The organism is Streptomyces sp. MMG1533 (assembly GCF_001279775.1).
GTDB lineage: Bacteria > Actinomycetota > Actinomycetes > Streptomycetales > Streptomycetaceae > Streptomyces.
Genome location: NZ_LGDG01000238.1, coordinates 1 through 25619, shown reverse-complemented (window position 1 = coordinate 25619; position 25619 = coordinate 1). Strand labels below are relative to the sequence as shown.

Genomic DNA, 25619 nt, shown 5'->3' with positions numbered 1-25619 from the left:
GTCTGCTCATGCCACCGACCAGCGAGATCCTGACCGCCGAGCGCATCCTCGAAGCCACCGAGGAGGTGCTGCGCCGCCACGGCCCGGCCAAGGCCACCGTGGTCGACGTCGCCCGCGCGCTCGGCGTCAGCCACGGCAGCGTCTACCGCCACTTCCGGACGAAGGCGGCGCTGCGGGAGGCGGTCACCAAGCGGTGGCTGGACCGTACGTCGCAGTCCCTGGCCGGTATCGCCGCCGACTCGGAGCGCGACCCCGCCTCCCGCCTCCGCGACTGGCTCGCGGCCCTCTTCGAGGCCAAGCGCCGCAAGGCGGGCGACGATCCCGAGCTGTTCGCCACGTACATGGTCCTGATCGACGAGAACGGCGAGGCGGTGGCCGAACACATCACCGACCTCACCGCTCAGCTGACCCGAATCGTCGGGGCGGGCGTGGACGCGGGCACCTTCGCGGTCGCCGACGCGGCCACCACGGCCCGCGCCGTCTTCCAGGCGACGGGCCGCTTCCACGACCCGTACTACCACCGGGAGTGGGAACTGCCGGGCGTGGAGGGCGAGTTCGAGGCGGTGGTGGGGTTGCTGCTGCGGGGGCTGGCAGCCTGAGCCGACGGGAATCGTCCGGCCGGTCACCGGGTTGTCGCCTCAGTACCCGCGATCTTCGAGGAGCCGAGATGTCCGACGAACCCGCCGTCCGTGAACTCCGCCTGGTGGTCACGGCCGCCGACTACGACGCGGCGCTGCACTTCTACCGTGACGTCCTCGGTCTGCCCGAACGCGGCGCGTTCGCCTCCGAGGACGGTCGCGTCACCATCCTCGACGCCGGCCGGGCCACCCTGGAGCTGACCGACCCGAACCACGCCGCCTTCATCGACGAGGTGGAGGTCGGGCGGCGGGTCGCCGGCCACATCCGGGTCGCCTTCCAGGTCGACGACTCCGTCGCCACCACCGAGAAGCTGGCCGCCGCGGGAGCGGAGGTGGTCGCCGAGCCGACCCGCACACCCTGGAACTCGCTGAACTCCCGGCTGGAGGCACCGGGCGCCCTTCAGCTGACCCTCTTCACCGAACTCGGCGACTAGAGGTTCTACGCCCGGCCCATGCCCGGACTACGCCCCGGCCCATGCCCGGACTACGCCCCGGCCTATGCCCGGACTACGCCTGGGCCGGATCCACCGTCGCCTGATGCGCCTCCGCCAGGTGTTCCTCCGCCTTCAGCCAGGGCAGGAACTGCGCTCCCTGGCGCCAGCCGCACGTGTCGCATCTGATCGTGCGCTGCATTCCCGCCCGCTGTACCCGGACGACGTGTTCGCGCCCGTGCTGGTCCCAGCGGCTCACCTTGCTCGTGTTGATCTCCAGCATGCTGCCTCCAGAGGCCGCGCCCTGCGAGTCTGTTGACGCAGCAAGGAGTGTGCAGCAAGACCAACATCAACAGGGGATCCTTCACAGCGAGTTGGCCAACCCGTGTTCTGGGGCTCAGTCGATCGTCCTCGGCAGCCGCAGACTCAGCAGACCGGTCGCGGCGATCGCCGCCAACTGCACGAGGAGCGTGGTGACCAGCGCGTTCCGCATACCCAGGCCCGGAGTCAGGGACAGGAAGAGGGTGCCGAGGGTGGCCACACCCAGCGCCAGCGCCGACTGCTGGGTGGTGGTCATCACACCGCTGCCGACGCCGGCCCGGGCGGACGGCACCTCCGAGAGCACGATCCGGAAGATCACGGGGAGTTGGAGGGCCTGGCCAACGCCGGCGATCGCCCCGCCCGGGAGCAGGGCGACGACACCGAGGTCCGGCCAGGAACGCCACGCGGCCAGGGCGATCAGGCCCACGCCCAACGCCTGGAGCAGGGAGCCGGCCGTCACCACACGGGTGCCGTAGCGGGCGATGAGCCGGGGACCGGCGAGCGAGGTGAAGAAGAACGTCACCGCCAGCGGGGCGAGGGCCAGGCCCGCCTGGACGGGGCCGAGGCCCGCGCCCTGCTGCAACGCCACCGCGATCACGAACATGAAGCCGCTGAACCCGATGGAGAACGGCAGGATCATCACCAGCCCGCGCCTGAGCGACACCAGCCGGAACAGGCTCGGCGGCACCAGTGGCGTACGGCCCAGGCGGTCCGCCCTGCGCTCCACCGCGTAGAACGCCGCCGCCACGAACGGGAATGCGGCCAGCGACAGCCACGTCCACAGCGGCCAGCCCGCTGACCGGCCCTCGGTGAGCGGGGCCAGCAGAGCGAGGAGCGAGGCGGCCAGCAGGAGTGTGCCGGGCCCGTCCACCGGCTCCGGGCGCTGCGCGCGGGTCTCCGGGATCGCGCGGGCGGCCAGCAGCAGACCGACGAGGACGACCGGCACGTTCACCAGGAACACCGAGCGCCAGCCCGTGCCCGCGATGTCGGCCGCGACGAGGACGCCGCCCAGGATCTGGCCCGCCACCATCGACAGGCCGGCCGTCGCGCCGTACAGGCCCATCGCCCTGGCCCGGCGCGGGCCCGCGGTGGCCGCCTGGATGGTGGCGAGGACCTGCGGCAGCATCGCCGCGGAGGCCGCGCCCTGCGCGACCCGGGCCGCGACCAGGGTCCAGGCGGTGGGCGCGAGCCCGCAGGCCAGCGAGGTCAGGCCGAAGGCGGCCATGCCGCCGAGGAAGAGCCGGCGCCGGCCGAAGAGGTCGCCGAGCCGGCCGCCGAGGACGAGCAGGACGGCGTACGCCAGCCCGTACCCGGAGACGACGAGCTCCAGGACCGACTCGCTCGCGGAGAGGTCCGCGCCGATGGTCGGAAGGGCGACGTTGACGATGAAGAAGTCGACGAGGGGCAGCGCCGCGGCCAGCAGCACCGTGAACAGGCCGAGCCCGCCCAGCTCCGGTGGGGTGGGGGAGAGGCGGGTGGCGGCGTGTGGAGTGGTCGTGGTTTCGGTCACGATGACGAGCCTGCGGCCGCCCCGAGACGGGTACCAGAGTCTTCTTATCCTGGTACAAGAAGCACCTGGAAACCGGGTGTGGACCGGGTGCGGGCGGCGGCAGGCTGGAGGTATGACGACCATGGCCCAGGAGACGGCATCGGGAAAGGCGTCGGGAACGCCGTCGGGAAGGGCATCCGGAACGGCTGTCGCGGAGATCCGGCGGAACGAACTCGCCGCGTTCCTGCGTCACCGTCGCGAGCACATCGCCCCCGAGCGGGTCGGCCTGCCCCGCGGCCGTCGGCGCCGCACGCCCGGCCTGCGCCGCGAGGAGGTCGCCCAGCTCTCCGCGGTCGGCGTGACCTGGTACACGTGGTTGGAGCAGGCCCGGGACATCCAGGTCTCCGTCCAGGTCCTCGACGCCCTCGCCCGCACACTCCTGCTCGACCCCACCGAACGCGCCCACCTCTTCCAGCTCGCCGGAGCCGTGGACCCGGCACCGGCCACCGACTGCCCCTCGCTCACCCCGGCGCTGCGTGCGGTCCTGGAACAGCTGGAACCGGCTCCGGCCGCCGTGCAGAACAGCCGCTACGACATCCTCGGCTACAACCGCACCTACAGCCTGCTGCTGTGCGACCTGGACGCGGTGCCGCCCGAGGACCGCAACTGCATGGTCCTCTCCTACACGCACCCCGAGTGGCAGTCGTCCATCGTGCACCTGGAGGACGCCCAGCGCATGATGGCCGCCCGCTTCCGCGCCACCATGGCCGCCCATCTCGCCGAGCCCGCCTGGAAGATCCTCCTCAAGCGGCTGCGCGCCGAGTCCCCGGACTTCTGTGCGGCCTGGGACCGACACGAGGTCGTCGCCCACCGCGGCAAGCGCAAGGAGTTCCTGAACCGGTACGTCGGCCGTGTCGTCGTCGACCACACCGACCTGTGGCTGGGCCCGGAGAACGGGCCGCGCATGGTGACGTACACACCGGCGGACGAGGAGTCACGGGCACGGCTGGAGCGGCTGCACGCGATCGCCGTCACGCGCACGAGGTAGTGCGTCGGCACTCGGGATGCTCTCCGAAGTGCGGGAAACCGGCGACCGGAGGGTGAGGCGCCACCCCGAGGAAGGTCATCGTCTACTCGCCCTCCAACAGGGCCTGGAACCGGTATTCCGTGGGCGAGATCCCGTACGCGGTGCGGAAGGCACGGGTGAAGTCGGAGGCGCGGGAGATGCCCCAGCGGGCGGCGATGGTGTGGACCGGCGTGGTGCGCAGCGCGGGGTTCGCCAGATCGCGGCGGGCGCCCGCCAGCCGCTGAGCGCGGATCCAGGCCGCCACCGTCTCGCCCGACCCCTCTTCCTGGAAGAGCCGGTGCAGATAGCTGACGGAGATGTGGTGTGCGGCGGCGATCACGGGCGGCCGCAGCTCCGGGTCGTGCAGGTGCTGCCGGATGAACGCTCGTACGCGGGTGACCATGACCCGGCGGTGGGTCTCCGGCGACAGGGCGGCCTCGGCCTCCAGCGTGTGGGCGAGCCACGCTGCCAGCAGGTCGACCAGGATCACGCCGAGGCGCGGCGCGTCGGACGGCTGGAGGAAGTCGGACTGCCGGTCCAGGCCGGTGAGGAAATCCGTCAGCAGGGCGCCCGTTCCCTCCCGCGCCGAGAGCCGCCTGCTCAGCAGTTCCCGGACCCGGGTCGGTGGCAGGGGCAGCAGGGCCTTGGGGAACTCCACGCCCACGCCGGTGATGAAGGGGAGCTCCCGGTCGGCCGACGGCCGCATCCCGTGGGGCTGTACGTCGTACGGGCGTGAGCTGTCGGACAGCCACAGGTCGTGCGGGCCGTACGTGTCGGACCGCCCCACGTGGTCGAAGCCCAGCCCGCCGCCGAGCACCAGCGACAGGTGGTACTCCTCGGGGTCGGACTGCCGCACCATCCGCGCGTTGCGCCGGTACCGCGTCGGCAGCACCCGGACCGGCCACACGCGCACCGGACCCAGTTCGAGCAGGCGCTGCTCCGCCCAGAAGTCCGCGGCGTAGTCAGTGCTCATGTCGCTGGGCGCGATGGTCCGGTCCATCAGCTGCCGCCAGTACTCGAACCTGTCCTCCACCGGTACGTCCTCGGTACGGAACACCGTCCCGATCATCCCCGCCCGACCTCCGCCCGCATCCCCGTCGGCGGTCCAGTCGGTTCCCGCCCGTGCGGAGAGTACTCCCTTGGCATGAGCGGGATATGGGCGTCGCTCAGGCGCTGACGGCCGCCGCCTCCCGGACGTCCGTCGCCTCCAGCCGCTCCGCCGTCCGCTCGGCGGTCCGTCGGGCCCGCGGTCCGGTGGTCGCGGCGCCCAGGACGAGGACCAGCAGTCCGCATCCGGCGAGGATCCACCAGCCGGGTACGGCGGCGGAGACGAAGGTGTCGCGGTACGACGAGGTGCTCACGCCCGCTGCCAGGACCGCGCCGACCACCGCGACGCCGAGGGTCTGGCCGAGCTGTCGGCTGGTGGAGGCGACCGCCGCCGCGACCCCCGCCTGACTGCGCGGCATCCCCGACACCGCCGTGTTGGTGATCGGCGCGTTGACGAACCCGAACCCGATGCCGAACAGCACGTACCCGACGAACAACGTGACATTGGAGGTCTCGGCCTCGAACCCGGCGAACAGCACACCGCTCGCCGTCATCGCCACGCCCGCGATCACCAGCGGAACACGCGGCCCGACGGACCCGACCAGCCGCCCGGACAGCGGCGCGCACAGGAACGTCGGGACGGCCATCGGCAGCATCCACAACCCCGCCTGCAGCGCGTCCAGCCCCCGCACGTTCTGCAGATACAGCGTCGACAGGAACAGGAACCCGCCCAACGCGGCGAACCCGCTGACCGCGATCACCGTGGCCCCACTGAACGGCGCCGAACGGAAGAACCGCAGGTCGATGAGGGGTTCGTCGCGCCGGGGCTCGTACCACAGCAGCCCGACCAGCGCGGCCAGCGCCAGCGCGGCGAACGGCAGGATCGCGGTGACCCCGGCGTTCGGCGCCTCGATGATCGCGTACGTCAGGGAACCGAACAGCGCGATCACCATGACCTGGCCGACCGGGTCGGGGCGGCGGGCCTTGGGGGCGCGGGACTCGGGGACGTGGCGCAGGGTGAGCAGCAGGGCGGCGAGTCCCACCGGCAGGTTGACCCAGAAGATCGACCGCCAGCCGACCGACTCCACGAGCAGCCCGCCGACCAGCGGCCCGGCGGCCATGGAGATGCCGACCACCGCACCCCACGCACCGATCGCCCGCGCCCGTTCGCGTGGGTCCGTGAACGTGTTGGTGATGATCGACATGGCGACCGGGTTGAGCATCGAGCCGCCCACCGCCTGGACCATGCGGAAGACGACCAGCATCTCCAGGTTGGGGGCCATGGAACACAGGGCCGAGCCGAGGGTGAAGACGATCAGGCCTGCCATGAACACCCGCTTGCGGCCGATCCGGTCGGCCGTGGAGCCGGCGAGCATCAGCAGCGAGGCGAGCACCAGGGTGTAGGCGTCGATCGTCCACTGGAGGCCCGACGTGCTCGCGTGCAGTTCCTTCTGCATGGAGGGCAGGGCGACGTTCAGGACGGTGTTGTCGAGGCTCACGATCAGCAGGCTCATACAGCAGATCGCGAGCACCAGCATGCGGCGGCGGTGGCTGAGCTCGGGCATGCGCTCCAGCGTACGCCGATGTCGATAGTGCGTCTAACTAATGACCGTTACAGGATCATCCCTCGAGCACAGGTCGCCGTACGCGACAATGGGTGGATGCCCACGCTCGCCCCGCCCCTGCAGATCGGCCCGCACACCGTCCGGCCGCCGGTCGTCCTCGCCCCCATGGCCGGGATCACCAACGCGCCCTTCCGCACCCTGTGCAGGGAGTTCAGCGGTGGCAAGGGCCTGTTCGTCAGCGAGATGATCACGACCCGGGCGCTGGTCGAGCGCAACGAGAAGACCATGCAGCTGATCCACTTCGACGCGACCGAGACGCCGCGCTCGATCCAGCTGTACGGCGTCGACCCGGCGACCGTCGGCAAGGCCGTCCGCATGATCGCGGAGGAGGACCTCGCCGACCACATCGACCTGAACTTCGGCTGCCCGGTCCCGAAGGTGACCCGCAAGGGCGGCGGCTCCGCCCTCCCGTACAAGCGCAACCTGCTGCGGGCGATCCTGCGCGAGGCCGTCAGCGGTGCCGGGGACCTGCCGGTGACGATGAAGATGCGCAAGGGCATCGACGACGACCACATCACCTTCCTCGACGCCGGCCGCATCGCCGTCGAGGAGGGCGTCACCTCCATCGCCCTGCACGGCCGCACCGCCGCCCAGCACTACGGCGGCACGGCCGACTGGGACGCCATCGCCCGCCTCAAGGAGCACGTCCCGGAGATCCCCGTGCTCGGCAACGGCGACATCTGGTCGGCCGAGGACGCGCTGCGGATGGTGCGCGAGACGGGCTGTGACGGAGTGGTCGTGGGGCGCGGGTGCCTCGGCCGGCCGTGGCTGTTCGCGGACCTGGTGGCGGCCTTCGAGGGACGTACCGAGGACATCGCACGCCCCTCCCTCCGCGAGGTCGCCGACGTCATGGTCCGCCACGCCACCCTGCTCGGCGAGTGGATCGGCGACGAGGCGCGCGGGGTCATCGACTTCCGCAAGCACGTCGCCTGGTACCTGAAGGGCTTCGCGGTCGGCTCCGAGATGCGGAAGCGGCTCGCGATCACCTCCTCGCTGGCCGAACTCCGGTCCGGACTCGACGAGCTGGACCTCGACCAGCCCTGGCCCGTGGGCGCCGACGGGCCCCGCGGCCGTACCTCCGGCAACAACCGGGTGGTGCTGCCGGACGGCTGGCTGAAGGACCCGTACGACTGCGCGGGGATCGGCGAGGACGCGGAACTGGACACGTCCGGGGGCTGAACCCCGTGAAAGGGCTCAGTCCTCGGACGGATGGGGCGTCGACCCGTACGCCGTCAGGAAGCGGTCCCGGAACGAACTCATCTTCCACACCGGCGCGTTCTCGGCGGGCTTCAGGCCGTCCGTCCAGTGCCAGGAGGCGATCTTGTCGAGGACCTTCGGGTCCTTCGCGACGATCGACACGGGCACGTCACGGCTGGCGTTCGTGCCGCTGACCCGGGCGATGGGCTGGTGGTCGCCGAGGAAGACGAGGACGGTGTCGTCGGTGCCGTAGCGCTCCAGCCACTGGGTGAGGCTGGTGACGGAGTACTGGACGGACTTGCCGTACTCCTGCTTGGAGCGGGCGGAGTTCGTGACGACGTCCGACGGGGCGAGGCCGGCCTTCTCGATCGGGTCGAAGACCGAGCCGTCGCCGATCTCGTCCCAGTCGACCAGCTTCGGGATCGGCGCCCAGGGCTGGTGGCTGGAGGTCAGGATGATCTCCGACATCAGCGGCTTGTCGCGCTTCTTGCCGTGCACCAGACGCTGGAAGGCCTCCAGCGCGTACTGGTCCGGCATGGTCGACCAGCTGAACTTCGGGCCCTGGTAGCCCATCTGGAAGGCGTTGTAGACCTTGTCGAGGCCGTAGAAGCTCTGCTCCGGCCAGGCCTTCTGCACACCGGGCATCACGCCGACCGTGTCCCAGGCACCGGTCTTCTGGAAGGCCTTGGTGAGGCTGAGGTGGTCGCCGGCCATGACCGTGCGGTAGCGCTGCTGGTTGTCGATCCACAGGCCCGACATGGTCGTGGAGTGGCCGAGCCAGCTGCTGCCGCCGTACGTCGCCGAGGTCATCCAGCCGCTCTTCGCGTGGAAGCCTGCCTTCTTGAGGGCCTCGGTGCTCGCGTCCAGCGTCTTGTCGACGCCCGGCGCGATGTCCGGGTCCTCGATCGCGCTGCGGCCGTAGCTCTCGATGAACGTGAAGACGACGTCCTTGCCGCGCAGGTCGGGCAGCAGCTGGCTGCCGGGCGTGTTGCCGAAGCTGTCGGCCTTGGCCTCCTTCGCGAACGCCGCCTCGTCGTGGAGCGTGTCCTGCACCCGCCGCGCCTGGATCTTCAGTGCCCCGCCGGCCCGGTCGGAGGCGATCGGCACGCCGTCGATCTGGAGGCCGAGAGCGGAGCAGGCTATCCAGACGGTGCCCGCGATCAGGGTGGCCCGGGTGCCGGTCTGACGGTCGCTGACCAGCAGATTGCTCAGCCGGACCGTCGCCGACGCCGTCACGACGAGCAGCAGCACGACGAGGACGGCCGCGCCGACCGCCGCGCCGACGGCCGTCGCCTTGCCCATCGAGTCCTCGACGTAGGCCTGGGCGTCGTCCAACAGCCCCCAGTCGAGGACCAGGTTGAAGCCCCGGCCCAGGTACTCGAGGAACCCCATGTCGAGCAGGTTGAGCACGGTCAGCGCGCCGAGGAGCACCCCGGACAGCGCCGCCACGATCACCCGCGGCCGGCGCGGCAGCACGAGCACCACCACGGCTCCGAGGATGGCCTCCACCGGCAGTCGCGTGAACCGGTTGTACTCGAGCGCGCCGACTCTGTTCGGCAGCAGCAGGGCGCCGAAGACCAGGACCGCGGCGAGAGCGGTGACCGTCCAGGAGAGGGCACGGGCGGCGACGGGACGGCGGGTGCGCCAGGTGCGCCAGTGGGCCAGGCGGCCCCTGAGCGTGACCGGCGTTTCCTCGTCGGGTACGGCTTCGCCCGTGGCCTCGGCCGGCTCGGTCAGCTCTGTCGACACCCGGAGGTCCTTCCGTACGAAACGGGTGATACGCCGGATCCGAAGTGGGGCCTCGGATCCGCCGCATTCCCGTACGGTTCGCCTCCGTCCGGTGTTCAGCCCATTTGCCCAGTGCTCGGCAAACACCGGGCAAACGCCTCACCAACCGGTCTTGCTACGCGCCGCCGACCGCCGTCAGCAGCGCCAGCGGCGCCGCGGCCGACCGCGACTCCCGCACGCACGCGTGCGGGTAAGGCACCGGCTCCGCGTGGGTGTCCCGGCCGTAGCCCGCCAGGACCTCCGGCAGCCGGTGCCCGGTCGCCGTCGCCGCGTCGACCAGGCCGTGGGCGACCGTACGGGCCTCGTCGTGCAGGCCGTAGCGGGACAGACCCAGGGCGATCAGCGCGTTGTCGTGCGGCCACACCGAACCGCGGTGGTACGACAGCGGGTGGTACGCCGACTGCCCGGCGGCCAGCGTGCGCACACCCCAGCCGGAGAAGAAGTCGGGTTCCAGCAGACGCCGCCCGACGACCTCGCCGTACTCCTTGTCCAGCAGCCCCGACCACAGCAGATGCCCGGCGTCCGAGGCGAGCGCGTCCACCTGGCGCCCCTCGCCGTCCAGCGCGAGGGCGGGGAAGGAGTGCTCCGGCATCCAGAAGTCGCGCTGGAAGCGGTCGCGCAGGTCGGCGGCGGCCTGCTCCAGCAGGGCCGCGTAGACCTGGTCGTCCCACGCCGTGCGCGCCAGCCAGGCGGTGCGGCGCAGCGCGTCGTACGCGTACCCCTGGGCCCCCGCCGCCATCACCGGGCCGCTTGCGCGGGTGCCGTCGGCCGAGCAGATGGCGCCGGGGGAGTCCTTCCAGTTCTGGTTGGCGAGGCCGCCCTGGTCGGCGCGGTAGACCAGGTAGCCGCGCGAGGTCAGCCCGCCGTGGTCCAGCATCCAGCCGATCGCCGCCCGGACGTTGGGCTCCAGACGCCGGGCCAGATCCGCGTCCCCGGTGTGCTCGACGTACGCCCCGAGCAGCACGAGGAACAGCGGGGTGGCGTCGACCGAGCCGTAGTAACGGCCGTACGGCACCTGCCCGAAGTGCGCCAGCTCGCCGTGCCGCACCTCGTGCACGATCTTGCCGGGCTGGGAGACCGACTCCGGGCCGGTCTCCGTCGCCTGGGCCGCGGCCAGCGCCAGCAGGGTGGCGGCGGCCGGCCGGGGCCGGTAGGGCAGCGCGAACAGCGAGGTCAGCAGGGCGTCCCGGCCCAACAGGGTCAGGAACCAGGGGGCGCCCGCCGCCGGTACGCGCAGTTCCTCGCCGTCCGGCCCGGTCGCCGGCACCTGGAGCGCGGCGAGGTCGGCGAGCCCGCGCGCACAGGCCGCGGCCAGCTCGGGCCAGCCGGTCGGGAAGGCCACGCCTTCCACGAACTCGCCCTCCAGTGCGAGGAGTTGGTCGTTCAGCGCGGCCGGGGAGCGTGGTACCCGCAGTGCCCGCTTGTCCCCGTGCGGCCGTGCCATCACGCGCAGCATCAGCTCCGCCGTGCCGTGCGGCTCCAGATCGAAGGTCCAGACGAGGCGACGGGCGCCGGTGCCGGTCTCCTCGACGCCGTCCGGGGCGGGCTCGGTCGTCACGGTCGTACAGGACCGCCACTCACCGCGCTGGTAGCCGAACTCCACGCCGTCGTCGAGGATTTGGCGAGAGCGGGTCGCTCCTGTTTTCGCGTACGTGCGGTGGTCCGAGCGCAGTTCGAACTGGTCGGTGAAGTCGGCGTCCGCGGTGACCGCGAGCCGGACCGTCGTCGGCACCGGACGGTTGCTGGTCACGCGCAGGGACTCGACGAACGAGCCGTCGCCCACGGCCTGTTCACGGAACAGGGTGTACGCGGGCGGCTCCTGGCGTCCGCCCCGCGGCACCAGCACACACCGGGCGGTGTCCCCGTCGGCGACCGGCGACAGGGCCTCCGGCACGGCACCGTCGACGGTGAGCTGCCACCGGCTCAGATGCCGGGCGTCGCGTACGAATAACCCGTCCGGGGAGCTGCCGCCCCGAACGCCACTGATGTCCCCACCGTCGCCCACAGCGGCGAACGTCCCGCCGTGCACGAGCAGATGATGCCGGTCCGTCATCCCCGGTCCCCTCCCTTGTCACTCATCTCGAACGTCCGGATGCCCGTGGGGGACGCGTCGTCTCCCGGGCCTGTGTGCAGCAGGTCGAGCGTGAGCGCGGCGGTCCAGCTGAAGCCGGTCGCCCCGCAGGCATCGCCGGTGTACGGGTCCACGTACTCCGCGAAGTCGGACGTGCCGGCGATGTCCAGGACGGCCTGGCGCAGCGCGTCGGCCCGCCCCTGCTCGCCGTGCGTGCGCAGCCCGCGCTCCACCAGCCAGGCGGTGTTGAACCAGGCCGGGCCGCGCCAGTAGCGGTGCGGGTCGAAGGCCTCGCCGAGCAGGTCGTAGCTCGGGACCAGGCGCGTCGAGTCACCCAGCCCGAAGTGCGCCCCGCCCAGCGTGCGGACGAGCGCGTCCGTGGTCTCCCGGGGCAGGCCGGGCAGCAGCAGCGGAACGATCCCGGAGACACTGCGCTCGCGGATCAGGTCCCCGCCCCGCACGTCCCGGCAGAAGAACATCCCCTCCGCCGGGTCCCACAGCCGCTCGACCAGCGCCGCGGTCAGCCGCTCGGCACGCGCGTGCCGGGCCGTCCCCGCGGCCCCGAGTTCCTCCGCGATCCGCGCGAGGGCGTGCTCGGAGGCGATGAGCAGGGCGTTGAACGCCGGGTCCTCCACCGCGAAGTCACCGGCGCCGTCGGCGTATCCGGCGTCCCGGTAGTCCGTCGCCAGCCGCACATACCGTCCGTAGTCCAGATCCGTCGGCCGGTCCTCCGCCGCCCCGTGGTCCAGGTCGGCACGGCGGAAGGAGCGCGCCGGAGCCGGTGTGATCCTGCTCAACGGGGCGTCCCAGCAGGGGCTGTTGTCCATACCCTGTTCCCAGGGGTGCACGACGGACGCCAGCGACCCCCCGCCCAGGTCCCGCCGGTGCAGCAGATACCGGTGCCAGGCCGCCAGCCGCGGATACACCCGGGCGAGGAAGCCGCGCGCCCGCGACAGCCCCGGGTCGGCGCGGTGCACCAGCCAGGCGGCCAGCGCGTGCACCGGTGGCTGCACGATGCCCGAGGTCTGTACGGTGCGCGGGGCGCCCGCAGCGCGCCCCGCGGTCGAGGAGCGCCAGAAGTCGGGGCTCGGGAAGTACGCGTCGAGGGGGACGGAGGGGTTGAAGACGATGTGCGGGATCCGGCCGTCGCCCCACTGCGCGTCGAGCAGCGTCTCCAGCTCCGTCTGCGCCCGGAGCGGCGACAGGTGGCGCAGGCCGATCGCGATGAACGCCGAGTCCCAGGACCACTGGTGCGGGTACAGACCGTGCGAGGGCACCGTCGAGGCGCCGGTCCAGTTGTCTTCCAGGACGCGGGCGGCCCTGACGTGCAGGGAATGTGACGTGGACGCCGAATGTGTCGTGACCGCCGGATCGTATGCAACGGCCTCGGCTCCCGCGATCTCACCGTGTCCGGAAAAGGGTGGTGAGGAAATGGTGCGTAGGGGGGTCGAGTGCCCGGTGTTACGGGCGGTGAGCTGCGTTGCGCGATCCACTCAAGGCTCCCCGAAGACGTACTGCCGACCAGTTCGGCAGTGGCTACCGTAGGGTTACGTCTATTTAACACGCAAAACTCAATATGTAATGCAAGCTTGAGAAACACAAGGGGGTGTGCATGACCGGACGACCCGGCAGGACCGGCAGGACGGGAAGTCAGGCGAGCGCCGGAGATCTGCTCGAACTGGTGCGCAGTGGCCGCGCCACCACCCGTGGCGCCCTGCAACAGGCCACCGGACTCTCCCGCGCCACCGTCGGCCAGCGCCTCGACCGTCTCTTCCGCGCGGGCTGGTTGCGCGAGGGCGCCGGCGGCCCGGTCGACTCACCTCTCGGCGGCCGCCCCTCCATCACCCTCGAATTCGACGACGCCCACGCCGTCGTCCTCTCCGCCGACCTGGACACCCGCCACGCGCGGGCCGCCGTACTCTCCCTCACCGGCGAGATCCTCGCCGAGCACTCGGGCGTCCTGGTCATCGAGGACGGCCCCGACGTCGTACTCGGCGAACTCGGCCGCTGGTTCGCCGAGCTCCTGGAGAAGGCCGGCCACCGGGCCGGCGAGGTCTGCGGCATCGGCCTCGCGGTGCCCGGCCCGGTCGACACCGACAGCGGCCGCGTCGTACAGCCGCCGATCATGCCGGGCTGGGACGGCTACGACATAAGAGGCCGCCTGGCGAGGGCCTTCTTCGAGCACACGGGATCCGGACCGGTACCCGTACTGGTCGACAACGACGCGAACCTCATGGCGTACGGCGAACAGCGCACGGCATACGCAGACTGCTCGGCCTTCGTGCTGGTGAAGGTGTCGACGGGCATCGGCGCGGGAGTCGTGGTCGACGGCTCGGTGTACCGGGGCATCGACGGAGGCGCGGGCGACCTCGGCCACATCCGGGTCCCGGCGGGCGCGGACGCACTGTGCCGGTGCGGCTCGTACGGCTGTCTCGCCGCCGTCGCCAGCGGTGGCGCCGTCGCGCGACGGCTGGCGGAGGCCGGAGTGCCGGCCGCGTCCGGCTCGGACGTGCGGGATCTGCTGGCCTCCGGGCACCCGGAGGCGGCGGCGCTCGCGCGAGACGCGGGACGGCAGGTCGGAGACGTCCTGGCGACGGTCGTCACCCTTCTCAACCCCGGAGTTCTGATGATCGCGGGGGATTTGGCCGGAACTCCCTTCCTCACGGGCGTACGGGAGCTGCTGTACCAGCGGGCGCTGCCGCGCTCCACCGCTCATCTGGACGTCGTCACCTCGCGGCTCGGGGAGCGGGCGGGGCTGGTGGGGGCGGGGGCGATGGTCGTGGAGTACCTGTACGCGCCGGAGCGGGTGGAGGAACGGCTGGTCACGCTGGGGGTGTGACCGGGGCGTGTGACTGGGGGTGTGACTGGGGGGTGACCGGGGGTGTGACTGGGGGGGGACCGGGGGTGTGACCACGTTGTTTTCGGTGTTGTTTCCGTCGGGATACGCGTCCGCATGGTGAAATTCCGGCGCCTGTGACAGCGTGATTATCGCCACCCTTGATAAGGCTTGCGCTCAGATGAGCGGATCTTGACCGACTGCACTTCTCCAAGGGGTGGCACTCAGTGCCACCCCTTGATCGTTCATCGATCGAAAACAGACGGGCTCGCCATCGCTCATATGAGCAGAATTCCGGGAGAGTGAGCGCTCCTGCGTTCAAGAAGTGAAAACATCAGCCCGTCTCCGCTTGCCAAGCTTTGACTTTCGATCCGGTGGCGGACGAGTGGTTACAGGAGCATGACGCGCAAGTGGACGTACCCAGGCGCCTTCGATCTGGGTATGTTCCTGGCCGTCAGGGCAGCCACCGCGTCCTCGAGGAGTCGAGACCCGTGTCGGAAAACAAAGATCCCCAGGTAGCTGAGCACGGCACCAGCGTTGAGGGCGTGAAGTTCGTTTACGACTTCACCGAGGGCAACAAGGAGCTCAAGGACCTCCTCGGCGGCAAGGGCGCGAACCTCGCCGAGATGACCAACCTGGGTCTCCCGGTGCCTCCGGGCTTCACGATCACCACCGAGGCCTGCAAGGTCTACCTCGACAGCGGCGACGAGCCGGCGGCACTGCGTGACGAGGTGAGTGCGCACCTCGACGCGCTGGAGCAGCGCATGGGCAAGAAGCTCGGCCAGCCCGACAACCCTCTGCTGGTCTCGGTCCGCTCCGGAGCGAAGTTCTCCATGCCCGGAATGATGGACACGGTCCTGAACATCGGTCTGTCCGACAAGTCGGTCCAGGGCCTGGCCAAGCAGGCCGGCGACGAGCGCTTCGCCTGGGACTCCTACCGCCGCCTCATCCAGATGTTCGGCAAGACCGTCCTCGGCGTCGAGGGCGAACTCTTCGAGGACGCGCTGGAGGCCGCGAAGACCGCCAAGAAGGTCACGGTCGACACCGAGCTGGAGGCCGCGGATCTGAAGAAGCTGGTCACCCGCTTCAAGAAGATCGTCAAGGCCGAGGCCGGCCGGGACTTCCCCCAGAACCCGCGCGAGCAGATGGACCTCGCCATCCACGCGGTCTTCGACTCCTGGAACACCGACCGCGCCAAGCTCTACCGCCGCCAGGAGCGCATCCCCGGCGATCTGGGCACCGCGGTGAACGTCTGCTCGATGGTGTTCGGCAACCTGGGCCCGGACTCGGGCACGGGCGTCGCCTTCACCCGTGACCCCGCCTCGGGCCACCAGGGCGTATACGGCGACTACCTGCAGAACGCCCAGGGCGAGGACGTGGTCGCGGGCATCCGCAACACCGTCCCGCTGGCGGAGCTGGAGACGATCGACAAGAAGTCCTACGACCAGCTGATGCAGATCATGGCGACGCTGGAGAACCACTACCGGGACCTCTGCGACATCGAGTTCACCATCGAGCGCGGTCAGCTGTGGATGCTCCAGACGCGCGTGGGCAAGCGGACGGCGGGAGCGGCGTTCCGTATCGCGACGCAGCTGGTGGACCAGGGCCTGATCGACGAGGCCGAGGCGCTCCAGCGAGTGACGGGCGCCCAGCTCGCCCAGCTGATGTTCCCGCGCTTCGACGAGGACGCGAAGGTGGAGAAGGTCGGCCGGGGCATTGCCGCGTCGCCGGGTGCCGCGGTCGGCAAGGCGGTCTTCGACTCGTACACCGCGGTGAAGTGGTCGCGTTCGGGCGAGAAGGTCATCCTGGTCCGCCGCGAGACCAACCCGGACGACCTGGACGGCATGATCGCGGCGGAGGGGATCCTGACCTCGCGCGGTGGCAAGACGTCCCACGCGGCGGTCGTGGCGCGCGGCATGGGCAAGACCTGTGTGTGCGGCGCGGAGGAGCTCGAGGTCGACACCAAGCGGCGCCGGATGACGGTGCCGGGTGGTCATGTGGTGGAGGAAGGCGACCTGATCTCGATCGACGGGTCGAGCGGCAAGGTGTACCTGGGCGAGGTCCCGGTCGTGCCTTCTCCCGTCGTGGAGTACTTCGAGGGGCGGATGCACGCGGGCGCCAACGATGCCGACGAACTGGTCGAGGCGGTGCACCGGATCATGGCGTTCGCCGACCGCAAGCGCCGCCTGAGGGTGCGTGCCAACGCGGACAACGCCGAGGACGCGCTGCGCGCCCGTCGCTTCGGCGCCCAGGGCATCGGTCTGTGCCGTACGGAGCACATGTTCCTCGGTGACCGCCGTGAGCTGGTCGAGAGGCTCATCCTGGCCGACACGGAGGCCGAGCGCGAGGAGTCGCTGAAGCAGCTGCTCCCGCTGCAGAAGAAGGACTTCGTGGAGCTGTTCTCGGCGATGGACGGTCTCCCGGTGACGATCCGCCTCCTCGACCCGCCGCTGCACGAGTTCCTCCCGGACATCACCGAGCTGTCGGTCCGAGTGGCGCTGGCCGAGTCCCGTCAGGAGCCCCACGAGAACGAACTGCGCCTGCTCCAGGCCGTCCACCGGCTGCACGAGCAGAACCCGATGCTGGGTCTGCGGGGTGTGCGTCTGGGCCTGGTGATTCCGGGTCTCTTCACCATGCAGGTACGGGCGATCGCGGAGGCCGCGGCCGAGCGCAAGGCCGCGAAGGGCGACCCGCGCGCGGAGATCATGATCCCGCTGGTGGGCACGGTCCAGGAGCTGGAGATCGTCCGCGAGGAGGCCGACCAGGTCATCGCGGAGGTCCAGGCGGCGACGGGCACGGAGCTGAAGCTCGCGATCGGCACGATGATCGAGCTGCCGCGCGCCGCCCTGACCGCCGGTCAGATCGCGGAGGCGGCGGAGTTCTTCTCCTTCGGCACGAACGACCTGACCCAGACGGTGTGGGGCTTCAGCCGGGACGACGTGGAGGCGAGCTTCTTCACGGCGTACCTGGAGAAGGGCATCTTCGGTGTCTCCCCCTTCGAGACGATCGACAGGGACGGTGTGGGTTCCCTGGTGAAGCTGGCCGCGGAGGCCGGCCGCGCGACTCGCCCCGACCTGAAGCTCGGCGTCTGCGGCGAACACGGCGGCGACCCCGAGTCCGTCCACTTCTTCCACGAGGTCGGACTGGACTACGTCTCCTGCTCGCCGTTCCGGATTCCGGTGGCGAGGCTGGAGGCGGGGCGCGCGGCCTCGCAGTCGGCGGGGAGCGACCACCGCTAGGCCGCACGGCCACGGGCCTCACGCCACTGCCTGACGGCCCCTGAACGCCGGAACCGCCGGCCGTCCCCGACCGACCCTCACCGATGGGCGGCGGTTCCGGACCACGAGGAGAGGGCGGCACCCTGTGCGGGGGGTGCCGCCCTCTTGCCATTGCTTGTGCGCGGGTGGCGTCGCGGCACTTGCGGCATAGGGTCTGGCGCACGATGACCGACCATCACACCTACGGAACCAGCACCCACACCGCCGACGAGCTGGTCCGGCTCGTCAGTGACCGCCTCGGGCTGGTTTTCACCAAGCGTGAGAGCGACTACAGGGGCGTCTATCACTTGGCCGACAGCCTCGACGGGGAAATCGCGATCCAGCCCAACCCGATTCCTGGTGACGACGGCGAAGACGACCTCTACCTTCCCGAACACCCCGAGGCGCGAGTGATCCTGCTGACGACCACCGAGGCCCTCGACCCCGGCCCGCAGATGCGTCTGGGCGCCGTCGAAGGGCTCATTCGCCTGAGCTGACATGGGCGGCGATGGTGCGTGCGCACACCAGGGACTCGGTGTGCGTCGTGTCGACCTCCAGGTCGTAGGCCACCCCTTGGTGAACCACATCAGCCTGCGACGCGGCCATTCCCTGGATCCGGTCTCCCCGTGCGACCTCACGGCCCGCGGCGACCGCACTCTCACACCTGACGCCGACCCACAGCACGTCCAGTCCGCCAAGAGCCTTCTGCCACCGCTGCTGGGACGCCGCTCCGCCGAGGAAGACGTCATCGACGACGACCCTGGCGCCGGCACGGGCCATTGCCACGATGCCCTCGGTCCAGGCCGCGTCCAGCGCCCGGAAGTCCGCCCCGACGCTCACCCGTCCGTCCGCCGCGAACGTGATTCCCCCGTCCGACGCCTGCATCCTCGCGGGCATCGCCTCGATGAGTGAATCGACCCCGAACGCCAGCCACGGATCCGGCAGTACCCGACCGGAAACCCGACGGCGCGAGGAAACCCGCCCCCACCTTCCCGGACCACGCACCCGATGCGCGCCGCCGGGTCGTGGAGTGAAAGCGGGCGACCAGGGTGCCCAACACCGTTCGGAGCATCCGGCTGAGCAGGAGTCCTGGCAACAGGACTCACTCCCGCTCAGTCTGTAGGAACGGTACGACGTTCCACGCTTGCTCCAATGTGTGTCGTGACCCTAGGGGCGCGGGATGGACGTCCCTGTGGACGGGCTGTGAAGCGGGGGCGCGCTGTACATGACCAGCAACGTGCAGTGCCAGCAGCTCTCTGCCTCGCTGGGTGGCACTGCCCGGTGCATGGCCGGGCACGGGTTCCGCCGACGGCAGCCGCACCACCGCGTCCAGCCCGCCCGTCGCCGCCGCGCGCAGGCTCGCCTCGCCGCCGCTCGCGTGGGCGAGCCGTTGGACGAGGGCGAGGCCGAGGCCCGTACCGCCCTTGGGGGCGCCCGGTGCGCGCCAGAAGCGGTCGAAGGCGCGGGTGCGTTGGTCGGCCGTCATGCCGGGGCCCTCGTCGGTGATGTGGAGGTCGACCCAGCAGGGGCGGGCGTCGCGCAGCGCGCGGCGCGGCGGGACGTGGAGGCGGAGTTCGATGGTGACGGTGGTGGCGGGCGGGGAGGCCCGCAGGGCGTTGGAGAGGAGGTTGTCCAGGATCTGTTCGACGGAGCCCGGCAGTGCCAGGACCGGACCCACGCTGCCCGCGAACAGGACCAGGGACACGTTCTGCCGGCCGAACAGGGGCGCCCAGGTGTGGTGGCGTTCCGCGCAGACCGCGCCGACGTCGACCGGGCCGGGGGTGGCCGCGTGTTCCTCCAGTCGCGCCATCGCGAGCAGGCCTTCGACCATGCGGGAGAGGCGGTCCGTCTCGGTCACGGCGGCGGTGAGGCTGCCCCGGCCGCGGGCGGTGACGTTCGGTTCCAGGTTCTCCAGGCGGAGGCGCAGGGCGGCGAGGGGGGTCTTGAGCTGGTGCGAGGCTTCCCCGGCGAACGCGTGCTGGGAGTCGAGGAGATGGGCGAGGCGGGCCGCCGTACGGTTGAACGCCGCGGCGAGACTGCGGACTTCGGGCGGCCCCTTGGTGACGGTCACCGGCTCGGCGCGCCCTCCGTCCGCCAACTCGTGCGTCGCGCGCTCCAGTTCGCGGATGGGCCGGCCGGTCCAGCGGGCGATCGCGAAGCCGACGAAGGTGACCGCGGTGAGCACGCCGAGTCCGCCGAGGGCGAGCAACAGCCATACGTGGTGGACGCGTTCGTGCACCATCCGGGTCGGGACCGTGAGCCATACGGCACCCTCGGGTCGTACGCCCTGACCCACGGGCGCGGCGACCGACAGGTACTCCACCCCGCCGATGGTGGAGGTGCGGACGTCCGCCGTGGAGGTGCCGTGCAGGGCGGCCGCGATGCCCGGCCGGGACATCAGCGCGCGGGACGTGGCGGGCGTGAGGGGGTGGGAAGTGGCGAGCGGTGCGCCCGTGTCGTCGACGACCACCACCTTTCCGCCGATGCGCTCGGCGCAGTGGGACACCCGGGCGGGCAGATCCTGCTCGGCCCGGCCGGTGGCGAGGGACAGTGCGGCGTACGCGGAGACCGACTCGGCCTCGTCCTTCGCCGCGTTGACCACCTGCTCCCGCTCGCCCCGCGAATATACGAAGCCGAGCGGTATCTCCAGGCAGAGCAGGACGAGCGCGGCGAGCGTGAGATAGCTGAACAGGAGGCGGCGGGTCATGTCGGGCCCTGCTGCTGTTCGTTCGGCTCCCCGTGCACCGCCAGCCGGAAGCCGACGCCGCGCAGTGTCTGGATCCACGCCGGGTGGCCCAACTTCCTTCGCAGCGCGGCGACATGGACGTCGAGGGTCTTGGTCGGGCCCTCGTAGTGCGGATCCCAGACCCGGTCGAGGATCTGCTGCCGGGAGTAGACGGCGCCCGGGTCCTCGGTGAGCAGCGCGAGCAGCTCGAACTCCTTCGGGGTGAGGGCTACTCGGGCCTCACCCACCCAGACCTGGCGGGTGCGGCGGTCGACGACGAGCGGGCCGGGTTCGTGGGAGGGGGCCGCGGCCGAGACGGGTTGTTCGTACGGCGGCGGTGGCGGCGGTGGCGGCGGGGTGTCGTAAGAGGGTTCCGGCGCACGTTCGTACGAGGGTGCCGGTGCACGGTCGTAGGAGGGTGTCGGTGCGCGGTCGTACGACGGGACCGGCGCGCGGTCGTACGGCGGCACCGGCACCGCCTCGACCACCGCCTGCGGAAGCTGAGTCCGCTGCGTCCGTCGTGTCACCGCCCGCACCCGGGCCACCAACTCCCGGATGCTGAACGGCTTCGCCAGATAGTCGTCGGCGCCCAGCTCCAGGCCCAGCACGCGGTCCGCCTCCTCGCCGCGGGCGCTGAGGATGACGATGGGGACGTCGGAGACCTGCCGGATCCCGCGGCAGACGTCGATGCCGTCCATGTCCGGCAGCCCGAGGTCGAGCAGGACGACATCGCCGTACGGACCTCTCAGGCCGTCCGTGCCGGTGGCGACGTGGTCGACCGTCAGTCCGAAGTGGCCGAGACCCTCGGTGAGCGGTTCGGCGATCGTCTCGTCGTCCTCGATGAGCAGTACTCGTAGGCCCATGCGTCCCGTCTCTCCGTGAACCGTGAACCATTGATCGGCGTGAATCCAGGAGCCCATTCGTTTTTCGCTCCCTGGAGTCGACACGTTACAAGATGACAGCGCTTGCACGGAGTCCGACAAGAAATGTTCAATTCCTGTCCGGGCTCTGGCCGTTACTTAACCTTCCGCTGGCCCGCGTCCTTCTACGGTGTGATGACCTGCCCGAACTTCCCATCGAGGAGGCGTCGTTGAAGGCACTGCTGGACCGCGCCCGCACGTTCACACAGCGGGTCGAATTCGAGCACGACGAATACCGGAAACTGGCCGAGGGGCAATATCCCGAGGCCCTCTTCATTACCTGCTCGGACTCGCGGGTGATACCCGCGCTCATCACGGGCGCCCGGCCCGGAGAGATATTCGAGCTGCGGAACGCGGGCAATATCGTGCCCTCGTACGGGCGGCCCGGTGCCGGCGGAGAGGCGGCCACCATCGAGTACGCACTGGAGGTCCTCGGGGTTCAGGACGCCGTGGTGTGCGGTCACTCACACTGCGGGGCGATGGGCGCGCTGAAGTCCGGCGACGACCTGGCCGCGCTGCCGGGCGTGGGGGCCTGGTTGGAGGTGGCCCGCCCGGAGCTGGCTCCGACGCTCGCCGACGCCTCCGACGATCCGTCGCTGTCCGACGTGGCACAGCGCAACGTCGTCAACCAGCTCGCCGCGCTGCGGAGCCACCCGGCGGTACGGCAGCGGCTCGACACGGGCCGGCTGCGACTGCACGGCTGGTACTACGAGATCGACACCGGGCGGGTGTACGAGCTCGACGAGGACGGGCGTTTCCGGGTGCACGCCGGATGAGCGGGGCGCATGCGCGGGGGCGGGGCGCCGCCTTCAGGACGCGCCCGGCATCGGGCCCGGGAAACGGCTCCGGGCACGGCGGATCCATGCCCAACGGCCCCAGGCGCGACGGATCCATGCACAACGGCCCCAAGGACGACGGCTCCACGCACAACGGCCCCAGGAGCGCCGGTTCCGGGGACAACGGCCCCAGGAGCAACGGCTCCGGCGGCACCGGCCCGAAGGGCACAGCCCCCAAGCCCACCGGCCCGAAAGCCGACCTCGGCACCGAGATCACCGCCTCCCTCGTCGTCTTCCTCGTCGCCCTCCCGCTGTGCATCGGCGTCGCCGTCGCCTCCGGTGTGCCGGCCGAGCTCGGAATCATCTCCGGAGTGATCGGCGGGCTGGTCGTCGGCGCGGTGCGGGGCAGCACGCTCCAGGTCAGCGGGCCCGCCGCGGGCCTGGCCGCGCTGGTCGCGGAGACCGTCGCCGAGCACGGGGTGGCCATGCTGGGCGTGATCGTGCTGGGTTCCGGGATCCTGCAGATCGTCCTCGGTGTCGTACGGCTGGGCCGGATGTTCCAGGCGATCTCCCTGGCCGTCGTCCAGGGCATGCTGGCCGGCATCGGGCTGCCGCTGATGTTCAGCCAGGCGTATCCGATGGCCGACTCGAAGGCACCCGGCACACCGATCGAGAACATGGCCGGGATCCCGGGGCTGTTCGCCGACATCCTCACCGACCGGCAGGCGATGATCGCCACGCTGCTCGGTGTCGTCACCGTCGTGCTGAGTTTCGTGTGGAAGAAGGTGCCGGGGCCGGTCAGGAAGGTCCCGGCAGCCCTGGTCGCCGTGGGCATCGGCATCGCGGTCGCCGCGCTGCCCGGCGTGGACGTGAAGACGCTCCAGGTCGGCAATCTGCTCGCCGCGGTGAGCGTGCCCGGCGGGGAGCAGTTCGCGGGGCTCGCCGACGCGGCCATCATCACGTCCATCCTCACCTTCACGGTCATCGCCTCCGCGGAGAGCCTGTTCACGGCGGCCGCGGTGGACCGTATGCACAGCGGTCCGCGCACCCGCTACAACACCGAACTCATCGCCCAGGGCGCCGGGAACACGATCGCGGGCGTGCTCGGGGCCCTGCCCATCACGGCGGTGGTCGCCCGGAGTTCGGCGAACGTCCAGGCGGGCGCGAAGACGCGGCTCTCCCGGACCCTGCACGGGTTGTGGCTGCTCGCCTTCGCGCTGCTGCTGCCGCAGGTGCTGGCCCTGATCCCGATCTCGGTGCTCGCCGGGGTGCTGGTGCACAGCGGCTGGAAGCTGTTCGCACCGGAGGAGTTCCCGAAGATGTGGCGCCAGGACCGGGGCGAGTTCGCGGTGATGACCCTGACCACCCTGGTCATCGTGGCGACCGCGCTGCTCGAAGGCGTGCTCGTCGGGCTCGCCGCCGGGATCGTCCTTGCCGCGCTCAGGATGTCGCAGACCGTGATCCGCCAGCACGTCGAGGAGGACACCGCCAAGGTCGTCATGGCCGGCAACGCGACCTTCCTGCGACTGCCGAAGGTCATCGAGGCGCTGGAGGCCGCGGCGGCCTCGGGCAGGCCCCGTATCCGCCTCGACCTGACCGGTGTGACCCATCTGGATCACGCCTGCCGCAACCAGGTGGAGGAGTTCACGGCCCAGCAACGGGGGAACGGCGTAAGGGTGGAGCTGCTGATGCCGGGGCCGGCGAAGCCGGTGCCCGCCGAGGCCGAGGCGGAAGTGTCCGCTCCCGACGTCATGCCCGGCCCCGGCGCCGAGTGGTTCTACCTGGACACCCGGCCCCTCCCGGACGATTACCTGGAGCGCCCCCCGCTCGTAGGCTGAGTCCGACCCCGTCACCGGAGGGAGGTCGGCCATGGCCGGCTGGACCGCGAAGGACATCCCCGATCAGCACGGCCGTGTCGCCGTCGTCACCGGCGCCAACAGCGGCCTCGGATACGTCACCGCGCGAGAGCTGGCGCGGCGGGGCGCCCGGGTGGTGCTCGCGTGCCGGAGCGAGGCCCGCGGCACCGAGGCCGAGGACCGGATGGCCACCGAAGTGCCGGACGCGGAGGTGGGGTTCGCGCGGCTCGACCTCGGGGACCTCGCCTCCGTACGGCGGTTCGCGGCCGGCTTCTCCTACGACCGGCTCGACCTGCTCGTCAACAACGCGGGCGTGATGGCGCTGCCGTACGGGACGACCGCGGACGGGTTCGAGACGCAGTTCGGCGTCAACCACCTCGGGCACTTCGCGCTCACCGGGCTGCTGCTGCCCACGCTGCTCGCCACGCCCGGCGCGCGCGTCGTGACCGTCTCCAGCACGATGCACTCGGTGGCCAACATCGACATCACGGACCTCAACAGCGAGCGCAGGTACCGGCGTTGGACCGCCTACGCCCGCTCCAAGACCGCCAACCTGCTCTTCACGCACGAACTGGCGCGCAGGCTGGCGGCCCACGGCTCGGACGTCGTCGCGGCGGCGGCGCACCCCGGGTACGCCGCCACCAACCTCCAGACCGAGGGGCCCCGGATGTCCGGCCGCAAGGCCGTGGAGCGGTTCATGGAGATCGGCAACCGCATCTTCGCCCAGTCCGCCGAGGCGGGTGCCCTCCCCACGCTCTACGCCGCGACCGCGCCCGAGGTCCCCCCCGACTCCTTCACCGGGCCCTCCCTCGCCGGCTGGCGAGGGTCACCCGCCCCGTCCTGGCGAGCACCGTGGACCCTCAACGACAGGGCGGGGGAGCGGCTTTGGGCCGCCTCGGAGGAGCTGACGGGGGTGGCGTACGACCGGCTGAAGGTGTGACGGGTCGGCGTCGGTCAGTCCTTGCGGCCGGTCACGGCCACCGTCACGCCCAGCCCGATCATGGTGAGCCCGCCGGCCCCGCCCACCAGGGAGAGCCGCTGCGGCGAGCGCGCGAACCAGTTCCGCGCGGTCGCCGCCACCAGTCCCCACGCGGTGTCGCAAGCCACCGCGATGAGGTTGAAGACCAGGCCGAGCACCAGCATCTGCGCCACGACGTGCCCCTGACCGCGGTCGACGAACTGCGGCAGCACGGCGGCGAAGAACACGATGGTCTTGGGGTTGGGAACTGCTGCCGGTTGACTGCGCATGAGTGACTTTTGGTGAGCGTGAGTGAGTGCCCGGGGCTGGATGTGGTTTGTTCCGCCGCGCTTCAGGAGGGTCTGCTCCGGCCTGGGGTGTGTTTGTGGCCCTTCGGTCTTCGGGGGAACGGGAGTTCTTGGGTCGAATGGGTGACCTTTGCGGAGGCTGCTCGTTGACTGCGGTGACGGGAAACTTCGGCCGATGGGGGTGAACGGGTGGGCGGGTTGCGGGAGTTGGCGGCGTCGTTCGTGGTGCCCGGCCCGGGCGGGGTGGCTGTGCGGGACCGGCTGCGGGTGTCGCAGGCGGACGCGTCCGTACTGGCCGAGGTCGGCGTCT

Annotated in this window: 20 protein-coding genes and 2 pseudogenes; 11 read left to right on the top strand and 11 right to left on the bottom strand. The window is 71.0% G+C overall.

Features of this window, described 5'->3' with window-relative positions; translation table 11 throughout:
* Window positions 1-8 precede the first annotated feature (8 nt).
* Window positions 9-599 (top strand): TetR family transcriptional regulator, encoded by a 591-nt coding sequence (locus tag ADK57_RS31230; protein ID WP_053752977.1) that lies wholly within the window; start codon window positions 9-11, stop codon window positions 597-599.
* A 68-nt stretch (window positions 600-667) separates the two neighbouring features.
* Window positions 668-1072, top strand: a complete 405-nt coding sequence (locus tag ADK57_RS31225; protein WP_053752976.1) for a VOC family protein — start codon at window positions 668-670, stop codon at window positions 1070-1072.
* 73 nt (window positions 1073-1145) lie between these two features.
* On the opposite strand, the gene ADK57_RS31220 is transcribed toward ADK57_RS31225, so the two are convergent.
* Both ADK57_RS31220 and ADK57_RS31215 read right to left on the bottom strand, forming a co-directional pair.
* Window positions 1146-1352: a hypothetical protein gene (locus ADK57_RS31220; RefSeq protein WP_053752975.1), complete on the bottom strand. Its 207-nt coding sequence runs from the start codon at window positions 1350-1352 to the stop codon at window positions 1146-1148.
* Window positions 1353-1466: 114 nt separating this feature from the next.
* Complete coding sequence (locus tag ADK57_RS31215; protein WP_053752974.1) at window positions 1467-2900, bottom strand: MFS transporter; 1434 nt, start codon at window positions 2898-2900, stop codon at window positions 1467-1469.
* Window positions 2901-3012: 112 nt separating this feature from the next.
* Between ADK57_RS31215 and ADK57_RS31210 the strand changes: the two genes are divergently transcribed.
* Window positions 3013-3927: a helix-turn-helix transcriptional regulator gene (locus tag ADK57_RS31210; RefSeq protein ID WP_053752973.1), complete on the top strand. Its 915-nt coding sequence runs from the start codon at window positions 3013-3015 to the stop codon at window positions 3925-3927.
* A gap of 82 nt (window positions 3928-4009) precedes the next feature.
* On the opposite strand, the gene ADK57_RS31205 is transcribed toward ADK57_RS31210, so the two are convergent.
* Both ADK57_RS31205 and ADK57_RS31200 read right to left on the bottom strand, forming a co-directional pair.
* Window positions 4010-5014, bottom strand: coding sequence for a helix-turn-helix domain-containing protein (locus ADK57_RS31205; RefSeq protein WP_053752972.1), 1005 nt, complete (start codon window positions 5012-5014; stop codon window positions 4010-4012).
* Window positions 5015-5111: 97 nt separating this feature from the next.
* Entirely contained in the window at window positions 5112-6557 is a 1446-nt protein-coding gene (locus tag ADK57_RS31200; protein WP_053752971.1) for an MFS transporter, read from the bottom strand.
* Window positions 6558-6653: 96 nt separating this feature from the next.
* On the opposite strand from ADK57_RS31200, the gene dusB reads away from it, so the two are divergent.
* Window positions 6654-7796: a tRNA dihydrouridine synthase DusB gene (gene dusB / locus ADK57_RS31195; RefSeq protein WP_053752970.1), complete on the top strand. Its 1143-nt coding sequence runs from the start codon at window positions 6654-6656 to the stop codon at window positions 7794-7796.
* A 15-nt stretch (window positions 7797-7811) separates the two neighbouring features.
* Here the strand turns inward: dusB and ADK57_RS31190 are convergent, their stop codons facing one another.
* The 3 genes from ADK57_RS31190 to ADK57_RS31180 form a co-directional block, all read right to left on the bottom strand.
* Complete coding sequence (locus ADK57_RS31190) at window positions 7812-9563, bottom strand: CDP-alcohol phosphatidyltransferase (RefSeq protein WP_420711924.1); 1752 nt, start codon at window positions 9561-9563, stop codon at window positions 7812-7814.
* A 154-nt stretch (window positions 9564-9717) separates the two neighbouring features.
* Window positions 9718-11655: a glycogen debranching N-terminal domain-containing protein gene (locus ADK57_RS31185; RefSeq protein ID WP_053752969.1), complete on the bottom strand. Its 1938-nt coding sequence runs from the start codon at window positions 11653-11655 to the stop codon at window positions 9718-9720.
* Window positions 11652-13166, bottom strand: coding sequence for an MGH1-like glycoside hydrolase domain-containing protein (locus ADK57_RS31180; protein WP_107091687.1), 1515 nt, complete (start codon window positions 13164-13166; stop codon window positions 11652-11654). Before ADK57_RS31180 ends, ADK57_RS31185 begins: the two co-directional genes overlap by 4 nt.
* A 119-nt stretch (window positions 13167-13285) precedes the next feature.
* On the opposite strand from ADK57_RS31180, the gene ADK57_RS31175 reads away from it, so the two are divergent.
* The 3 genes from ADK57_RS31175 to ADK57_RS31165 all read left to right on the top strand — a co-directional run bounded on the left by ADK57_RS31175 (window position 13286) and on the right by ADK57_RS31165 (window position 18263).
* Complete coding sequence (locus tag ADK57_RS31175) at window positions 13286-14512, top strand: ROK family protein (protein ID WP_199830727.1); 1227 nt, start codon at window positions 13286-13288, stop codon at window positions 14510-14512.
* Between the two features lie 488 nt (window positions 14513-15000).
* Window positions 15001-17748 carry a pyruvate, phosphate dikinase gene (gene ppdK / locus ADK57_RS31170; RefSeq protein WP_053752967.1) on the top strand — a complete coding sequence of 916 codons (2748 nt, stop codon included), beginning with the start codon at window positions 15001-15003 and terminating at the stop codon, window positions 17746-17748.
* A gap of 203 nt (window positions 17749-17951) precedes the next feature.
* Window positions 17952-18263 carry a hypothetical protein gene (locus ADK57_RS31165; RefSeq protein WP_053752966.1) on the top strand — a complete coding sequence of 104 codons (312 nt, stop codon included), beginning with the start codon at window positions 17952-17954 and terminating at the stop codon, window positions 18261-18263.
* Here the strand turns inward: ADK57_RS31165 and cpt are convergent.
* Window positions 18247-18771, bottom strand: coding sequence for a chloramphenicol phosphotransferase CPT (gene cpt, locus ADK57_RS31160; RefSeq protein ID WP_053752965.1), 525 nt, complete (start codon window positions 18769-18771; stop codon window positions 18247-18249). The two genes, ADK57_RS31165 and cpt, sit on opposite strands and share 17 nt — an antisense overlap.
* Between cpt and ADK57_RS51535 the strand changes: the two are divergent.
* Window positions 18728-18889: pseudogene (locus tag ADK57_RS51535) on the top strand (IS200/IS605 family accessory protein TnpB-related protein); the annotation flags it as partial. The gene cpt and the pseudogene ADK57_RS51535 overlap by 44 nt on opposite strands.
* Here ADK57_RS51535 and ADK57_RS31155 read toward each other — a convergent pair.
* Window positions 18869-20473, bottom strand: a complete 1605-nt coding sequence (locus tag ADK57_RS31155) for a sensor histidine kinase (RefSeq protein ID WP_078973441.1) — start codon at window positions 20471-20473, stop codon at window positions 18869-18871. The pseudogene ADK57_RS51535 and the gene ADK57_RS31155 overlap by 21 nt on opposite strands.
* The gene (locus ADK57_RS31150; RefSeq protein WP_053752964.1) at window positions 20470-21354 is read right to left on the bottom strand and encodes a winged helix-turn-helix domain-containing protein; all 885 of its coding nucleotides are present in this window, start codon (window positions 21352-21354) and stop codon (window positions 20470-20472) included. The genes ADK57_RS31155 and ADK57_RS31150 overlap by 4 nt, the downstream gene beginning before the upstream one ends.
* Window positions 21355-21581: 227 nt before the next feature.
* On the opposite strand from ADK57_RS31150, the gene ADK57_RS31145 reads away from it, so the two are divergent.
* The 3 genes from ADK57_RS31145 (at window position 21582) to ADK57_RS31135 (ending at window position 24983) form a co-directional block, all read left to right on the top strand.
* Window positions 21582-22187 (top strand): carbonic anhydrase, encoded by a 606-nt coding sequence (locus tag ADK57_RS31145; RefSeq protein WP_053752963.1) that lies wholly within the window; start codon window positions 21582-21584, stop codon window positions 22185-22187.
* Between the two features lie 86 nt (window positions 22188-22273).
* On the top strand, window positions 22274-24025 hold the full coding sequence (locus ADK57_RS31140) for a SulP family inorganic anion transporter (protein WP_234390467.1): 1752 nt from the start codon (window positions 22274-22276) through the stop codon (window positions 24023-24025).
* Between the two features lie 31 nt (window positions 24026-24056).
* Window positions 24057-24983 carry an oxidoreductase gene (locus ADK57_RS31135; RefSeq protein ID WP_053752962.1) on the top strand — a complete coding sequence of 309 codons (927 nt, stop codon included), beginning with the start codon at window positions 24057-24059 and terminating at the stop codon, window positions 24981-24983.
* A 14-nt stretch (window positions 24984-24997) separates the two neighbouring features.
* Here ADK57_RS31135 and ADK57_RS31130 read toward each other — a convergent pair.
* A pseudogene (locus tag ADK57_RS31130) lies at window positions 24998-25270 on the bottom strand (LysE family translocator); the annotation flags it as partial.
* Window positions 25271-25619 lie beyond the last annotated feature (349 nt).

What these genes read in the sequence shown, in the direction of transcription:
- ADK57_RS31200 (WP_053752971.1), bottom strand. Translation starts at nt 6,557, where the DNA reads ATGCCCGAGCTCAGCCACCGCCGCCGCATGCTGGTGCTCGCGATCTGC.
- ADK57_RS31175 (WP_199830727.1), top strand. Translation starts at nt 13,286, where the DNA reads ATGACCGGACGACCCGGCAGGACCGGCAGGACGGGAAGTCAGGCGAGC.
- ADK57_RS31155 (WP_078973441.1), bottom strand. Translation starts at nt 20,473, where the DNA reads ATGACCCGCCGCCTCCTGTTCAGCTATCTCACGCTCGCCGCGCTCGTC.
- ADK57_RS31185 (WP_053752969.1), bottom strand. Translation starts at nt 11,655, where the DNA reads ATGACGGACCGGCATCATCTGCTCGTGCACGGCGGGACGTTCGCCGCT.
- ADK57_RS31165 (WP_053752966.1), top strand. Translation starts at nt 17,952, where the DNA reads ATGACCGACCATCACACCTACGGAACCAGCACCCACACCGCCGACGAG.
- ADK57_RS31150 (WP_053752964.1), bottom strand. Translation starts at nt 21,354, where the DNA reads ATGGGCCTACGAGTACTGCTCATCGAGGACGACGAGACGATCGCCGAA.
- ADK57_RS31225 (WP_053752976.1), top strand. Translation starts at nt 668, where the DNA reads ATGTCCGACGAACCCGCCGTCCGTGAACTCCGCCTGGTGGTCACGGCC.
- ADK57_RS31205 (WP_053752972.1), bottom strand. Translation starts at nt 5,014, where the DNA reads ATGATCGGGACGGTGTTCCGTACCGAGGACGTACCGGTGGAGGACAGG.
- ADK57_RS31230 (WP_053752977.1), top strand. Translation starts at nt 9, where the DNA reads ATGCCACCGACCAGCGAGATCCTGACCGCCGAGCGCATCCTCGAAGCC.
- ADK57_RS31135 (WP_053752962.1), top strand. Translation starts at nt 24,057, where the DNA reads ATGGCCGGCTGGACCGCGAAGGACATCCCCGATCAGCACGGCCGTGTC.
- ADK57_RS31210 (WP_053752973.1), top strand. Translation starts at nt 3,013, where the DNA reads ATGACGACCATGGCCCAGGAGACGGCATCGGGAAAGGCGTCGGGAACG.
- dusB (WP_053752970.1), top strand. Translation starts at nt 6,654, where the DNA reads ATGCCCACGCTCGCCCCGCCCCTGCAGATCGGCCCGCACACCGTCCGG.
- ADK57_RS31220 (WP_053752975.1), bottom strand. Translation starts at nt 1,352, where the DNA reads ATGCTGGAGATCAACACGAGCAAGGTGAGCCGCTGGGACCAGCACGGG.
- ADK57_RS31140 (WP_234390467.1), top strand. Translation starts at nt 22,274, where the DNA reads ATGCCCAACGGCCCCAGGCGCGACGGATCCATGCACAACGGCCCCAAG.